Below are 13,533 nucleotides of genomic sequence, written 5' to 3'. Positions count from 1 at the left end.
TGTGTGTTCTGGGTCGGTGCGCTCGATGGGCTCAGCGTGTCCAGCCTTCGGGCAGGTCGCCTGCCGCCAGCGGGTCGCGCGGCAGCACGCGGTGCAGCAGCACCAGCTGGGCCCAGCGCATGCGTTCGGCGCTGCGTGTGCAAGAGGCCTCCCAGGCCATGGCCGTGGCCGTGAAGCAGTGGTACAGGCCCGAGGCGGCGGCGCGCGCCAGGCGGTCACCGCCCTCCTCGGCCGCGCGCAGGGCCAGGGCCGCAGCCTTGTCCATGCTGGCCGACAGCGCGGCCTTGAAGTCCGTGGCCGCCTCGGTCTGGGCCAGCAGCTGGGCCGCGTGGTCGCGCAGCACGGGCAGCGAGCCTTCGCGCTTGATGGCGCGGATCACGTCCAGCGCCACGATGTTGCTGGTGCCTTCCCAGATCGATCCCAGGTGGGAGTCGCGCACCAGGCGCGGGTCGCTCCACTCCTCGATGTAGCCGCATCCGCCGCGCACTTCCATGGCGTCGCCCGTGACCTTGCGCGCGTCGCGGCAGGCGCGGAACTTGATCATGGGCGTGAGGATGCGCAGCAGCGCGTAGGCGCCGTCTTCGCCTGCGTCCGAACGCTGCAGCGCCTGGGCCGTCTGCAGCACCATGGTGCGGGCCTGCTCGGAGTAGATGCGCAGCTTGTCGAGCTGGCGCTGCATCAGCGGCATGTCCTGCAGGGCCTTGCCGAAGGCGCGGCGCTCGCGCGCCACGTACTCGGCCTCGGCCACGGCACGGCGCATCAGCCCGGCCGAGCGCACGCCGTTGGACAGGCGCGAGTTGTTCACCATGTCGGCCATCTGCACGAAGCCCCGGCCCTGCTCGCCCACCAGGTAGGCGACGGCGCCGTCGAGCACGATCTCGCCGCTGGCCATGGAGCGCGTGCCCAGCTTGTGCTTGAGGCGCACGATGCGGTAGTGGTTGGCCGAGCCGTCATCGAGCCGGCGCGGCAGCAGGAACAGCGAGATGCCCTTCATGCCCGCCGGCGCGCCTTCCACGCGCGCCAGCACCATGGCGAAGTCGGCATCGGGGTTGGAGCAGAACCACTTGTCGCCCGACAGGCGCCAGCTGCCGTCGGCGGCCGGGCGGGCCAGCGTCTGGGTGTTGGAGATGTCGGAGCCGGCAGCCTGCTCGGTCATGAACATGGCGCCCTGGGCCTGGTCCTCGAAGCGCAGCTGCGTCATACGCGGCCAGTACTTCTCGACCAGGGCCGGCTCGCCGTATTTGCGCAGCGTGCGCGCCAGCGAGTCCGTCATGGACAGCGGGCAGCACAGGCCGAACTCGGCCTGCACGAACAGATAGGTCAGCGCGTACTTGGCCAGCGGCGGCAGCTTGCCATCCCAGCCCAGCACGCCCGTGCGGTGCGACATGACGGCCAGGCCGAACTCGCCATAGGCAATGCGCTCCATCTCCACATAGGCCGGGTGCTTGACGATGCGCTGCGCATCGCGCCCCGTGCGGTCGCGGTGCTCCAGCTCGGGCGGGTTGCGGTCGGCGGTCAGCGCCCATTCATCGATCTCGCGGCCGGCCAGGGCGCCCATGCGCTCCAGATGGGGCTGCAGGTGCGCGTTCACCTCGGGCGGCAGGTACAGCGCCAGCAGCGGCTGCAACTGGGAATCGGTGGTGTACAGGTTGCTGCCGTGGCGGTCGGGCACGGCCTGGAAAGCCTGGGCGGGGGAAGACTGCATGGCGGCCAGCGCCTGCGGTTCGGGGTTCATGGTCTGTCTCCTGTGCGGGAACCGGGCCCGGGCGCATGGGCTCCGGGTCTTGGGGATGCCCCCATTCTTGGAAACAGTTCTATTCGAGTCAAATATCGATAACGTATTGATCAATAGTCAAAACGGATAGAACGCCATGGAGCTGAGACAACTGAGGTACTTTCTGGTGCTGGCCGAGGAGCTGCACTTCAGCCGCGCAGCCCAGCGCCTGTCCATCTCCCAGCCGCCGCTGAGCGTGGCCATCCGCCAGCTGGAGGAAGAGTTGGGCGCCCAGCTGTTCGAGCGCACCAGCAAGGAGGTGCGGCTCACGGCCGCCGGCAAGCACCTGCGCGTGCAGGCCCAGGACATCATGGAACAGGCCCAGCGCGTGCGCCAGGACATGCGCGCCATCGCCGACGGCGTGCAGGGCCGCATCCGGCTGGGCTTTGTGGGTTCGGCCATCTACCGCGGGCTGCCCGAGGCGCTGGAGAGCTTTCGCGCCCGGCACCCGCTGGTGCGCATCGACATGCTGGAGCTCAACAGCGCAGAGCAGATCGCCTCCCTGCAGCAGGAGCGGCTGGACCTGGGCCTGCTGCACGCCACGCGCCCCGCGCCCGGCCTGCAATCACACACCCTGGTGAGCGAGCCCTTCATGGCCTGCCTGCCCGCAGGCCATGCGCTGGCCGGCCAGCGCACGCTGCAGGTGCGCCAGCTGGCGGGCGAGCGCATGGTGCTGTTCTCGCGCCAGGTCTCGCCCGACTACCACCAGCAGATCTGGCAGATCTGCCAGAGCGAGGGCTTCACGCCCGACCTGCACCACGAGGTGCGGCACTGGCTGTCGGTGCTGTCCATGGTGTCGCTGGGCCAGGGCGTGTCCCTGGTTCCGTCCTGCCTGCAGCGCGTGGGCTTTCCGGGGCTGGCCTTCGTGCCCATCCAGGGCCGGCACCCGCAGTCGCAGATGCAGGCCATGTGGCACCCGGGCCATGTGCAGCCCCTGGTCGAATCGCTGCTGGCCCACCTGCGCGACAGCGTGGGCAGGCTGGGGCAGCAGCCATAAACGCCACACCCTTGCTCAGTTCACTCTGTCCCAAACTGGCGTGGCCCAAAAGCGAGGGACACCGAGCAAGGGTCGCCCCGCCGCCAGGGTGTCGCCCCCCTTTGCAGGGGGAAGCCGCATAGCGGCTCAGGGGGTTTCCAACTTCATTCAAGGAGCTGCCTGAGAACGTACGGCAGGATGCCGCCGTGCCGGTAGTAGTCCACCTCGATGGGCGTGTCGATGCGCAGCTTGACCACCACGGTCTGCTTGCTGCCATCGGCACGCGTGATCACCAGCTGGGCCTCGCTTTGCGGTGCCAGGTCGGCGGCGGGAATCACTTCCACGAACTCCTCGCCCGTCAGGCCCAAGGTCTGCCAGCTGTCCGTGCCCAGGAACTGCAGCGGCAACACGCCCATGCCCACCAGGTTGGAACGGTGGATGCGCTCGAAGCTGCGCGCCACCACGGCCTTGATGCCCAGCAGCTGCGTGCCCTTGGCGGCCCAGTCGCGGCTCGATCCCGTGCCGTATTCCTCGCCCGCGAAAATCACGGTGGCACGACCCTCGGCCTGGTACTTCATGGCCGCGTCGTAGATGGGCATCTTGGTGACCTGGCCCGTGCCGTCGCGGTACAGCGTCAGGCCGCCCTCCTCGCGCGAGCCATCGGCCTGCGCCGGAATCATCAGGTTCTTGATGCGCACGTTGGCAAAGGTGCCGCGCATCATCACCTCATGGTTGCCGCGCCGCGAGCCGTAGCTGTTGAAGTCGGCCTTTTGCACGCCATGGGCCAGCAGCCACTGGCCTGCGGGCGAGCTTTCCTTGATGGAGCCGGCAGGCGAGATGTGGTCGGTGGTGATGGAGTCGCCGAACAGCGCCATCACGCGCGCGCCGTGCACCACGTAGGGGTTGGAGCCTTCGGCACCGGTGGCGGGCGCGTCCAGCTGGAGCCGGAAATCATCGAAGAACGGCGGCTCGGCAATGTAGGTGCTCTCGGGCCAGGTATAGGTGGCGCCCGTCACGCCGTGGATCTTTTCCCAGAGCTTGCCGGGCTCGGAGCGCACCTTCTCGTAGTTCTCGCGGAAGGCCTTGCCGTTCATGGCGTACTTCATCAGCGCGTGGATCTCTTCGCTGGTCGGCCAGATGTCGCCCAGGTAGATGTCACGGCCGTTCTTGCCCTGGCCCACGGGCTCGGTCATCAGGTCGCGGCGCACCGTGCCGGCAATGGCATAGGCCACGACCAGGGGCGGGCTGGCCAGGAAGTTGGCCTTGATGTTGGGGTGGATGCGCGCCTCGAAGTTGCGGTTGCCCGACAGCACGGCCGCGCAGACCAGGTCGTTGCTGGTGATGGCCTCGTTGAGCTCCGGCGTGAGGTCGCCCGCGTTGCCGATGCAGGTGGTGCAGCCGTAGCCGGCCAGCGCAAAGCCCAGCTTTTCCAGGTAGGGCAGCAGGCCGGCTTCAGTCAAATACTCGGTCACCACGCGCGAGCCCGGCGCCAGAGAGGTCTTGATGTGCGGCTGCACCGTGAGCCCGGCCTTCACCGCCTTCTTGGCCAGCAGGCCGGCGGCCAGCATCACGCTGGGGTTGGAGGTGTTGGTGCAGCTGGTGATGGCGGCAATCAGCACGTCGCCGTTGGCGATGCTCAGGCGCTTGGGCGGCGTGGGGGCATCGACCGGTGCCTCGCTGTGGGCGGCCTCCAGCTTGGGCTTGTTGGCCTCCATCTCGGCCAGCGAGCGCTGCGCGCCGGGCGGATGGGCCGGCGTCTCGGGCGCCACCTCGCCCTCGCCGCCACCGCCTACGCGAAAGCTCCGGCCCAGCCGTTCCATCGGCTGGTTGAACCCGTTGTGCGCCGCAGGGGCGCTGAACAGCTCATCGAACTTGGACGACACATTGCCCAGCTCGATGCGGTCCTGCGGGCGCTTGGGTCCGGCCAGGCTGGGCGCCACCGTGCCCAGGTCCAGACGCACCACATGCGAGTAGTCGATCTCGCCGGCGGCCGGCACGCCGAACAGTTCCTGCGCGCGGAAATAGCCCTCGAAGGCCTCGATCTCGGCCTTGCTGCGGCCCGTGCCTCTGAAGTAGTCGATGGTTTTTTCATCGACGGGGAAAAAGCCCATGGTGGCGCCGTACTCGGGCGCCATGTTGCCGATGGTGGCGCGGTCGGGCAGCGCCAGGGTGCGCGTGCCTTCGCCGAAGAACTCCACGAACTTGCCCACCACCTTCTCGCGGCGCAGGATCTCGGTCACCGACAGCACCAGGTCGGTGGCCGTCACGCCCTCGCGCAGCTGGCCCGACAGCTCGAAGCCCACCACATCGGGCGTGAGGAAGTACACGGGCTGGCCCAGCATGGCCGCCTCGGCCTCGATGCCGCCCACGCCCCAGCCCACCACGCCGATGCCGTTGATCATGGTCGTGTGGCTGTCCGTGCCCACCAGGGTGTCGGGGTAGTGCACGCCGTCCTTGGTCTTGTGCACGCCGCGCGCCAGGTACTCCAGGTTCACCTGGTGGACGATGCCGAAGCCCGGCGGCACCACGCCGAAGGTGTCGAAGGCCTGCATGCCCCACTTCATGAACTGGTAGCGCTCCTTGTTGCGCTGGAACTCCAGCTTCATGTTCAGGTCCAGCGCCTTCTTGGTGCCGAAGTAGTCCACCATGATGGAGTGGTCCACCACCAGGTCCACGGGCACCAGCGGCTCGATGGACTTGGGCTTCTTGCCCAGCCTGGCGGCAGTGCTGCGCATGGCGGCCAGGTCGGCCAGCAGCGGCACGCCCGTGAAATCCTGCAGCACCACGCGCGATACCACGAAGGGGATCTCGTCCACGCGCTCGGCCTGGGGCTTCCAGTTCGCCAGCTGCTCCACATGCTCGCGCGTCACCTTGTTGCCATCGCAGTTGCGCAGCACGGACTCCAGCACGATGCGCAACGACACGGGCAATCGCCGGACCTGTGGATATTGCCTTGCCAGTTCAGGCAGGGAGAAGAACTTGCCCTTCTTGCCCCCCGCCGCAGCAAAGGACTTGAGGGTGTTTTCATATTCGTGGCGCATCGTGAGACTCCTGGATGAAACTCTGGGAAGGCACATGCGCGCCGCCTTTTCCGGGCTGCTGGGCATGCACCAAGACTCTGATTTCCATTGTGCCCAGAAGTGCCCGCGGATGCTGTGGTCCATTGGCGATAGTCACACGCGGACAACGCTGTCCGCGCGGCAAAAGCGACAGGCTTTCACGGGGCTGTCATCGAACCGGCCAGCGAAGCCCTGCTGCGCCACAACCCCGCGCACTGCAGATCGCCCAGTGCCACGCCGATGGCCGCCTGGCCCAGCACCCATGCCCAGCCTGCGGGCGCAGGCTCCAGCACGCCGCTGTACAGCACAACCCCGCAGGCCAGGGCCCAGCCGAAGTTGCCAAACACGGCAATGGCCACCAGCCCCCTGCTGCGCGGCATGCGGCACGCGCCCCAGCCAGCCACGCAGGCCCAGGCCAGCAAGAAGCACCCCGTGCCCAGCAGCAGCGCCTGCGGCAAGCCCGTTGAAACGGCCAAGGGCTGCGAAAAAGCCAGCTGCACCGCACCGGCCGCGGCGCAGCAGATGGCGTCGGCCCACAGGGTGCGGGGCAGGAAACGGGCATGGGAAAACATCGGCATCAGCACTCCTTGTGGATTGCCGGGCATGCACCTCGCAAGCCGGCCCCACCGATGCTCCGCCGCCACCGCACCCGAGTCCATGACCTGCCAGGTCATGCCAGCCCCGCTGGAGCAACTCCAGTCGCTATGCCACAATCCGCACCAGCCCCCTGTCACGGGGCCGGTGCTTGAAAACGCCTTTGAAGAATAGCGGAGCGGCCTCCCCGATAGCGAGGCCTTGTCACGTCTGATTTGCTTGGATCGTGGGCGCTTGCCTGCATCCGAACGGTTTGGGACGGGATGGGGCTCACCGCAAGGCTGCCCGCACGACTATTCTCGTGTTTTCAACATCCCGTCCACCATTGCTGTGCTTGAAAACCCGGCCTGGTGGTTCAGTCTCGAATAGGAGCACGGAACCATGTACATCGCATCCCTCTCGATGGCCCGCCTCACCTTTGCACGGAGAGCCGAGCCATGACACCCAGACCCCCACCAAGCGCCGAGCATTTCACCCAGGTCGTGACCGAGGTGGACCGCCTGGTGCAGCAAGGCTGTGCCGAGATCTCGGCACTCTCCCGCATGGCCCTGCTGTGGCTGGAAACGCCCGAAACCAGCAACCGCCTGGACGTGCTCGCCAGCGCCCTGCGCACCATCCGCAACAGCGCCGACATGCTGGCCAGCGAAACCGGCGGCGAAGTCGTCGCCGTGGGCTGCTCCCACTACGTCAAAAGCAGCACAGCCCCCTGAACCGGGCCCAGCGCAGCGAAGGCCCGCACCAGCTCCCCGTATGCCAGCGCCTGCGTCGGGCCGCCTGCTGGGTTGCAGTCCTGCCGAAGGACAGGACTGCCTCGTGATCTGACTCGCCGTGATTGTCTGAACGGAGCGCGCAGCGCGAAGTGAGTTTCACGGCGAACCCCGCAGGCGGCCCGACGCAGGTTGCCCCGCAGCGCAGCGAAGGGGTCGCGGGCATCCGGGTTGTACGTGTCAAGGACATGGGTAACAACTCAGCTCACAGACATGGGTAACACTTCAAGCTCACATAGTCCTTCTGGGGTCCTCGCACATCCTCTTCGTTGAAGCAGCCCAGTCGCACCGGCCCCAGATACACATCCCACTGGCCAGCGGCCACCTCCTGCATCCCGATCCACTGCCCCGCCAGCAGGTAGCCGATGTAGACCCGCAGCGCTCGCCAGTAAATCAGGCCGTTGTGGCTGACTCGAACTCGTTCCCAATGCTTCGGGTACTGCAGCTCCGGTAGCTTTGAGGGGTATGGCCTGGCCGAGTCGCTGTAATGCTGGGCCGGCATGCTTTGCTGCAAGGCCTCATGCGGGCGCTGCTGGTTGTAGTGCTCCACAAAGGCATCGAGCTGCATCTGCAATGCCGCTTTGTCCGCCGCAGGCTCTTTGCCCAGGGCATGCTTGAGCGTGCGGTGCATCCGCTCGTGGCGACCGTTTTGCTGTGGCTTGCCCCTCTCGATGCGCTCCGGCCTGATGCCCAGCCTTATCCACCATATCGCCAGGCGTGACAGGCCCGCCACGCCAGTAGTCGCGAACGGCGGACCGTTGTCACTGCGTATGCGCTCGGGCAGTCCGTATTGCCGAAACACCTGTTCGAAGCTGCGTTTGGCATCCTCGTAGTTGGGGCTGTCGTAGACATGCACGGCCAGCAAATAGCGGCTGGCGTGGTCCATGATGGTCAATGGATAGCACCAGTGACCATCGGCTGTCTTGAACTGGCCTTTGTAGTCTGCACTCCACACCCCATTGGGCTGCTTGCTCGTTCGCAAGGGCTGGGCCGTCGGCACCGAGCGTCTGCGTACACGCCTGCTGCAAACAAGCCCCTCAGCCTTCAGCACGTTGTAGATGGTGGTTTTGCTGGGTGTCTCCTGTGGGCCCCAGCGCTGCAGGAGCAAAGCGTGCAGCTTCTTGGGCCCCATCTGTGACCTTTGCTGCGTGCGCAGCTCAATGATGGCCCGGCGCTGTGCATAGCTGATCGCCTGATTGTTCCCGTGGGGCCTGCGACTGCGTTCTTGCAATCCATCCATGCCCAGTTGGCGGTAACGCTCAACCCACTTGTAGGCCGTCTTGCGGCTGATGCCGTAGCGCCTGCACAGCTCGCTCAGCGGCACGCCACTGCGCAGATGGTCGGCTATGAAGAGCAGTTTCTCGTCCATGGGTGCGCACTCCTTCCAGGGCATGGTGATCGCTCCTTGGCTGCTGTTGGCTCCAGCTGCCAAGCTTGGATCTGTTACCCATGTCCTTGTACTGATGTGTCACCTATGAGTGTGAGTCGTACCGGTCGCCTTCTTTGGCCTGACCTTTCTTGGCGAATCAAGAAAGGGCAGTCGGCTGCCGGGCCGAGACCCGGCCTCGAAAAACAACGGCCCGGCAGGGTCAAAACAAGCCCGCTGTAGTCATGACATGGCAACACGCGCACCGCCAACCACATCGCGCGTGCGCCTCAACCCAGTCCACTGCAACTCAGCCAACACCACAACCACCAGCGCCTGGGCCAACACCCACGCCACACCCCAGACAGACAACACCAACCCACCAAACGCCAACAGCGCAACACAGCCCACAGCCCACCCCAAATTCCCCACAACCACCAGCCCGATCAACCGCCGCGGCACAGGCGAGCGCGCCGCCATCCACGCAGCCAGCAGCGCATAGCCCAGCAAAAACCAGCCTGTGGACTGCAGCAGCGCCAGAGGCAACCCCGTCACATCCGACAGCGGCTGCCCCGCCACCAGTTGCAAGGCGCCCGAGGCGGCGCAGGAAGCAGCATCGGCCCACATCACGCGGGGCAGGAAACGGGGGGAAGCAAACATCGACATGGCGAACTCCTTGAGAGCAACAGGCACACACCGTGCATGCCATGGACTGCATGGTCCGCCGCAGGCTGCACAGGGTCGATAACCTCGCAGGTCATGGCCGCCACGCCAGCCCCGCCGCTACGATGCGGGCCATGACCTCCACCGCCCATCCACCGTCCGCGCGCTCGCCCTTCGGCGACCATCTGCGCCACTGGCGCCAGCACCGCCGCCTGAGCCAGCAGGGCCTGGCGCTGGAGGCCGAGATCTCCACGCGCCACCTGAGCTATGTGGAAACCGGCCGCGCCCAGCCCAGCCGCGAGATGGTGCTGCGCCTGGTCGAGCGCCTGGGCGTGCCGCTGCGTGAGCGCAATGCCCTGCTGGTGGCCGCAGGCTATGCGCCCATGTACCAGGCCCGGCCGCTGGACCACCCGGATCTGGCCGCCGCGCGCCAGGCCGTGGACCTGGTGCTCAAGGGCCACGAACCCAATCCCGCCCTGGCCGTGGACCGGCACTGGAACCTGGTGGCCGCCAACGCCATCGTGCCGCTGCTGCTGGCCGGCGTGGCGCCCTGGCTGCTGGAGCCGCCCGTCAATGTGCTGCGCCTGAGCCTGCACCCCGAAGGCCTGGGCCCGCGCCTGGCCAACGCAGCCCATTGGCGCGCGCATCTGCTGCACCGCCTGCAGCAGCAGATTGCCGCCACGTCGGATGCACAGTTGCAGGCGCTGCACGACGAGATTGCCGCCTACCCGTTCAAGGAAGATGAAGCGGACTCACATGGCGCAGCACCTGCCAGCCACATCGCCGTGCCCTTCGCGCTGGACACCGACCATGGCCGCCTGAACTTCATCAGCACCATCACCATCTTCGGCACGCCGGTGGATGTGACGCTGCAGGAGCTGGCCGTGGAGTCGTTCTTTCCAGCGGATGCGCAGACGCAGGAGGTGCTGGGGCGGTTGAGGAAGGCGAATTGATCCAGAAGGCAGGAAGCCCACCCAAGCGGGGCCTCCAACGGAGACTCCCGCGTGCGCCGCCTCAAGGCTTGAGCCTGTCGGCAAGCCGCGCCATCAAATCCATGCGCTCGTGCAGTATGGCGACCACCAAGGCGGGCGCATCTTCGCGCAGCAGACAGAACACATGGTGATGTTCGCAACGGGCCACGCGCAAGCCGGGGAAGACTTCGCCGAGGTCCTTGAAGCCTGCCTTTCCTGCCACCAGGCCGGCAATCCCACGCTCCAATGCACTGATGTATTGCCTTACCTGTTCATCGCCCCATTGCCTGCGCGTATGGCGGATGATGCCGCGCAGGTCGGCTTCTGCCGCAGCGGTGAGCCGGTAATGTCTCAACGCCGCCCCTCGCCCAACTCTTCATCAAGAATCTCGCCAATGCTCTTGCCGGAGACCTTGCCAGCAAGTCCTTCATTGATGCGCTCTCCCAGCACGGCCGCCAGTTCCTGCCACGCCTGACCGGCATCCGCGTCGCCGGGAAACAGCCGCTCAAGCGTGTATTGCTCGATCGTTTTGCCTTGCAAAGCGGCAGACGCCTGGAGGCTTTGGTGCTGCTGCGGGGTCATGTCGATGGTCAGGCGGCTCATGGCGAGGCTCCACTGGTTCACTTGGTTTCCACGTTAGCACATGCTCAAAAGCATGCTTGCAGACATGCCAGATGCCCAGACAGACCCATCGCAAAAGACAAAGCCCGCCGAAGCGGGCTTTGCTCATGGAGCCGGATCAGGCCGGACTCAGGCGCTCACGCCCCTGGCCACGTCCGCGTACTCTTCGATCTGGTCGAAGTTCATGTAGCGGTAGACGCTGGACTTGTCGGCATCGATCACGCCCATTTCCTTGAGGTATTCCTCCTTGGTGGGCAGCTTGCCCAGGCGCGATGCGATGGCCGCCAGCTCGGCCGAGCCCAGGAACACGTTGGTGTTCTTGCCCAGGCGGTTGGGGAAGTTGCGGGTCGATGTGGAGATCACCGTCGCGCCTTCGCGGACCTGGGCCTGGTTGCCCATGCACAGCGAGCAGCCCGGCATTTCGGTGCGGGCACCGGCCGTGCCGAAGGCGGCGTAGTGGCCTTCCTTGATCAGCTCGTTCTGGTCCATCTTGGTGGGCGGAGCCACCCACAGCTTGACGGGGATGTCGCGCTGGCCGCCCAGCAGCTTGGCTGCTGCGCGGAAGTGGCCGATGTTGGTCATGCACGAACCGATGAAGGCTTCATCGATCTTGGTGCCGGCCACTTCGGACAGGAACTTGGCGTCATCGGGATCGTTGGGGCAGCAGACGATGGGTTCCTTGATGTCGGCCAGGTCGATCTCGAACACGGCAGCGTATTCGGCGTCCTTGTCGGCTTCGAGCAGGTCGGGCTTGGCCAGCCAGGCTTCGACCTTCTCGATGCGGCGCTGCAGCGTCTTGGCGTCGGCGTAGCCGTCGGCGATCATGTTCTTCATCAGAACGATGTTCGAGGTCAGGTACTCCTTGATCGGCTCGGGGTTGAGCTTGATCGTGCAGCCGGCAGCCGAGCGCTCGGCCGAGGCGTCGGACAGCTCGAAGGCCTGTTCCACCTTCAGGTCGGGCAGACCTTCGATTTCCAGGATGCGGCCCGAGAAGATGTTCTTCTTGCCGGCCTTGGCCACGGTCAGCGCGCCTGCCTTGATGGCGTACAGGGGAATGGCATGCACCAGGTCACGCAGGGTGACGCCGGGCTGCATTTCGCCCTTGAAGCGCACGAGCACGGACTCAGGCATGTCCAGGGGCATCACGCCCGTGGCGGCGCCGAAGGCCACCAGGCCGGAACCTGCGGGGAAGGAGATGCCGATGGGGAAGCGCGTGTGCGAGTCGCCGCCCGTGCCCACGGTGTCGGGCAGCAGCAGGCGGTTGAGCCAGGAGTGGATCACGCCGTCACCGGGACGCAGGGCCACGCCGCCGCGGTTGCTGATGAAGGCAGGCAGCTCGCGGTGCGTCTTGACGTCCACGGGCTTGGGGTAGGCGGCCGTGTGGCAGAAGGACTGCATGACCATGTCGGCCGAGAAGCCCAGGCAGGCCAGGTCCTTGAGCTCGTCGCGGGTCATGGGGCCGGTGGTGTCCTGCGAACCCACGGTGGTCATGCGCGGCTCGCAGTAGGTACCGGGGCGCACGCCCTGGCCTTCCGGCAGGCCGACGGCGCGGCCGACCATCTTCTGGGCCAGCGTGAAGCCGGCGTTCGAAGCAGCGGGCGCCTGGGGCAGGCGGAACACGGTGGAGGCGGACAGGCCCAGGAATTCGCGGGCCTTGGCGGTCAGCGAACGGCCGATGATCAGGTTGATGCGGCCGCCGGCGCGCACTTCGTCGAACAGCACGTCGCTCTTGAGCTGGAACTCGGCGACGGTTTCGCCGTTCTTGACCAGCTTGCCGTCATAGGGCAGCACGTCGATGACGTCGCCCATTTCCAGCTTGGTGACATCGACTTCGATGGGCAGCGAGCCCGAATCTTCCTGCGTGTTGAAGAAGATGGGAGCGATCTTGCCGCCCAGGGTCACGCCGCCGAAGCGCTTGTTGGGCACGAAGGGGATGTCCTGGCCCGTGGCCCAGACGATGGAGTTGGTGGCCGACTTGCGCGAGGAGCCCGTGCCGACCACGTCGCCCACGTAGGCGACCAGGTGGCCCTTCTTCTTGAGGTCGTCGATGAACTGCATCGGGCCGCGCTTGCCGTCTTCCTCGGGCTTGAAGGCCGCGTCGGGACGGGTGTTCTTGAGCATGGCCAGGTAGTGCAGCGGGATGTCCGGACGGCTCCAGGCATCGGGCGCGGGCGACAGGTCGTCGGTGTTGGTCTCGCCGGGCACCTTGAAGACGGTGACGGTGATCTTCTTGTCCACTTCGGGGCGCGAGGTGAACCACTCGGCGTCAGCCCAGCTCTTCATGACTTCCTGGGCCTTGGCGTTGCCGGCCTTGGCCTTGGTGGCCACGTCGTTGAAGAAGTCGAACATCAGCAGCGTCTTCTTCAGCGCATCGGCGGCCACGCCGGCGACTTCGGCGTCGTCCAGCAGCTCGATCAGGGGATGCACGTTGTAGCCGCCCACCATGGTGCCCAGCAGCTCGGTGGCCTTGGCCTTGGAGATGAGAGCCACCTGGATGTCACCGTGGGCCACGGCTGCCAGGAAGCTGGCCTTGACCTTGGCGGCATCGTCCACGCCCGGAGGAACGCGGTGCGTGAGCAGGTCGAGCAGGAAGGCGTCCTCGCCAGCGGGCGGGTTCTTGATCAGCTCGATCAGTTCGGCAACCTGCTTGGCTTCCAGCGGCAGCGGGGGGATACCGAGCGCGGCGCGTTCGGCCACGTGGTCACGGTAGGCTTTCAACATGATTCTCTCTCCATGGTTTTC

General features: G+C 66.2%; 11 protein-coding genes. 3 read left to right on the top strand and 8 right to left on the bottom strand.

Features of this window, described 5'->3' with window-relative positions; translation table 11 throughout:
* Positions 1 to 31: 31 nt before the first annotated feature.
* Complete coding sequence (locus tag CLV01_RS11625; RefSeq protein WP_099734246.1) at positions 32 to 1,735, bottom strand: acyl-CoA dehydrogenase family protein; 1,704 nt, start codon at positions 1,733 to 1,735, stop codon at positions 32 to 34.
* Between the two features lie 136 nt (positions 1,736 to 1,871).
* Here CLV01_RS11625 and CLV01_RS11620 point away from each other — a divergent pair, with 136 nt between their 5' ends.
* The gene (locus tag CLV01_RS11620) at positions 1,872 to 2,771 is read left to right on the top strand and encodes a LysR family transcriptional regulator (protein ID WP_013803426.1); all 900 of its coding nucleotides are present in this window, start codon (positions 1,872 to 1,874) and stop codon (positions 2,769 to 2,771) included.
* A 143-nt stretch (positions 2,772 to 2,914) separates the two neighbouring features.
* On the opposite strand, the gene CLV01_RS11615 is transcribed toward CLV01_RS11620, so the two are convergent.
* Together CLV01_RS11615 and CLV01_RS11610 are read right to left on the bottom strand one after the other, a co-directional pair.
* A complete protein-coding gene (locus CLV01_RS11615; protein ID WP_099734247.1) occupies positions 2,915 to 5,791 on the bottom strand; it encodes an aconitate hydratase in 2,877 nt (958 codons plus the stop codon).
* Between the two features lie 176 nt (positions 5,792 to 5,967).
* On the bottom strand, positions 5,968 to 6,387 hold the full coding sequence (locus tag CLV01_RS11610; protein WP_099735179.1) for a hypothetical protein: 420 nt from the start codon (positions 6,385 to 6,387) through the stop codon (positions 5,968 to 5,970).
* A gap of 453 nt (positions 6,388 to 6,840) precedes the next feature.
* On the opposite strand from CLV01_RS11610, the gene CLV01_RS11605 reads away from it, so the two are divergent.
* Positions 6,841 to 7,113, top strand: coding sequence for a hypothetical protein (locus tag CLV01_RS11605; RefSeq protein ID WP_099734248.1), 273 nt, complete (start codon positions 6,841 to 6,843; stop codon positions 7,111 to 7,113).
* A gap of 262 nt (positions 7,114 to 7,375) precedes the next feature.
* On the opposite strand, the gene CLV01_RS11600 is transcribed toward CLV01_RS11605, so the two are convergent.
* Together CLV01_RS11600 and CLV01_RS11595 are read right to left on the bottom strand one after the other, a co-directional pair.
* Positions 7,376 to 8,563, bottom strand: coding sequence for an IS481 family transposase (locus CLV01_RS11600; RefSeq protein WP_099732752.1), 1,188 nt, complete (start codon positions 8,561 to 8,563; stop codon positions 7,376 to 7,378).
* A 216-nt stretch (positions 8,564 to 8,779) separates the two neighbouring features.
* Positions 8,780 to 9,202 carry a hypothetical protein gene (locus CLV01_RS11595; RefSeq protein WP_099735180.1) on the bottom strand — a complete coding sequence of 141 codons (423 nt, stop codon included), beginning with the start codon at positions 9,200 to 9,202 and terminating at the stop codon, positions 8,780 to 8,782.
* A 131-nt stretch (positions 9,203 to 9,333) separates the two neighbouring features.
* On the opposite strand from CLV01_RS11595, the gene CLV01_RS11590 reads away from it, so the two are divergent.
* Positions 9,334 to 10,152: a helix-turn-helix domain-containing protein gene (locus tag CLV01_RS11590; RefSeq protein ID WP_099734249.1), complete on the top strand. Its 819-nt coding sequence runs from the start codon at positions 9,334 to 9,336 to the stop codon at positions 10,150 to 10,152.
* 61 nt (positions 10,153 to 10,213) lie between these two features.
* Here CLV01_RS11590 and CLV01_RS11585 read toward each other — a convergent pair whose 3' ends face one another.
* The 3 genes from CLV01_RS11585 to acnB form a co-directional block, all read right to left on the bottom strand.
* Positions 10,214 to 10,525 (bottom strand): type II toxin-antitoxin system RelE/ParE family toxin, encoded by a 312-nt coding sequence (locus tag CLV01_RS11585; protein ID WP_047471277.1) that lies wholly within the window; start codon positions 10,523 to 10,525, stop codon positions 10,214 to 10,216.
* A complete protein-coding gene (locus CLV01_RS11580) occupies positions 10,522 to 10,773 on the bottom strand; it encodes an antitoxin (protein WP_012204354.1) in 252 nt (83 codons plus the stop codon). The genes CLV01_RS11585 and CLV01_RS11580 overlap by 4 nt, the downstream gene beginning before the upstream one ends.
* A gap of 147 nt (positions 10,774 to 10,920) precedes the next feature.
* Positions 10,921 to 13,512 (bottom strand): bifunctional aconitate hydratase 2/2-methylisocitrate dehydratase, encoded by a 2,592-nt coding sequence (gene acnB / locus CLV01_RS11575; protein WP_012204353.1) that lies wholly within the window; start codon positions 13,510 to 13,512, stop codon positions 10,921 to 10,923.
* Positions 13,513 to 13,533 lie beyond the last annotated feature (21 nt).

It is taken from the genome of Delftia sp. 60 (genome assembly GCF_002754395.1).
GTDB classification, from domain to species: Bacteria; Pseudomonadota; Gammaproteobacteria; order Burkholderiales; family Burkholderiaceae_C; genus Comamonas; species Comamonas acidovorans.
The sequence above is the reverse complement of the archived record's forward strand: the minus strand, read 5'-3'. Positions and strand labels throughout refer to the sequence as shown.

Bases quoted from the DNA above. Each gene is read 5' to 3' on its own strand.
- CLV01_RS11620 (WP_013803426.1), top strand. From the start codon at position 1,872: ATGGAGCTGAGACAACTGAGGTACTTTCTGGTGCTGGCCGAGGAGCTG.
- CLV01_RS11625 (WP_099734246.1), bottom strand. From the start codon at position 1,735: ATGAACCCCGAACCGCAGGCGCTGGCCGCCATGCAGTCTTCCCCCGCC.
- CLV01_RS11605 (WP_099734248.1), top strand. From the start codon at position 6,841: ATGACACCCAGACCCCCACCAAGCGCCGAGCATTTCACCCAGGTCGTG.
- acnB (WP_012204353.1), bottom strand. From the start codon at position 13,512: ATGTTGAAAGCCTACCGTGACCACGTGGCCGAACGCGCCGCGCTCGGT.
- CLV01_RS11600 (WP_099732752.1), bottom strand. From the start codon at position 8,563: ATGCCCTGGAAGGAGTGCGCACCCATGGACGAGAAACTGCTCTTCATA.
- CLV01_RS11595 (WP_099735180.1), bottom strand. From the start codon at position 9,202: ATGTCGATGTTTGCTTCCCCCCGTTTCCTGCCCCGCGTGATGTGGGCC.
- CLV01_RS11615 (WP_099734247.1), bottom strand. From the start codon at position 5,791: ATGCGCCACGAATATGAAAACACCCTCAAGTCCTTTGCTGCGGCGGGG.
- CLV01_RS11580 (WP_012204354.1), bottom strand. From the start codon at position 10,773: ATGAGCCGCCTGACCATCGACATGACCCCGCAGCAGCACCAAAGCCTC.
- CLV01_RS11590 (WP_099734249.1), top strand. From the start codon at position 9,334: ATGACCTCCACCGCCCATCCACCGTCCGCGCGCTCGCCCTTCGGCGAC.
- CLV01_RS11610 (WP_099735179.1), bottom strand. From the start codon at position 6,387: ATGCCGATGTTTTCCCATGCCCGTTTCCTGCCCCGCACCCTGTGGGCC.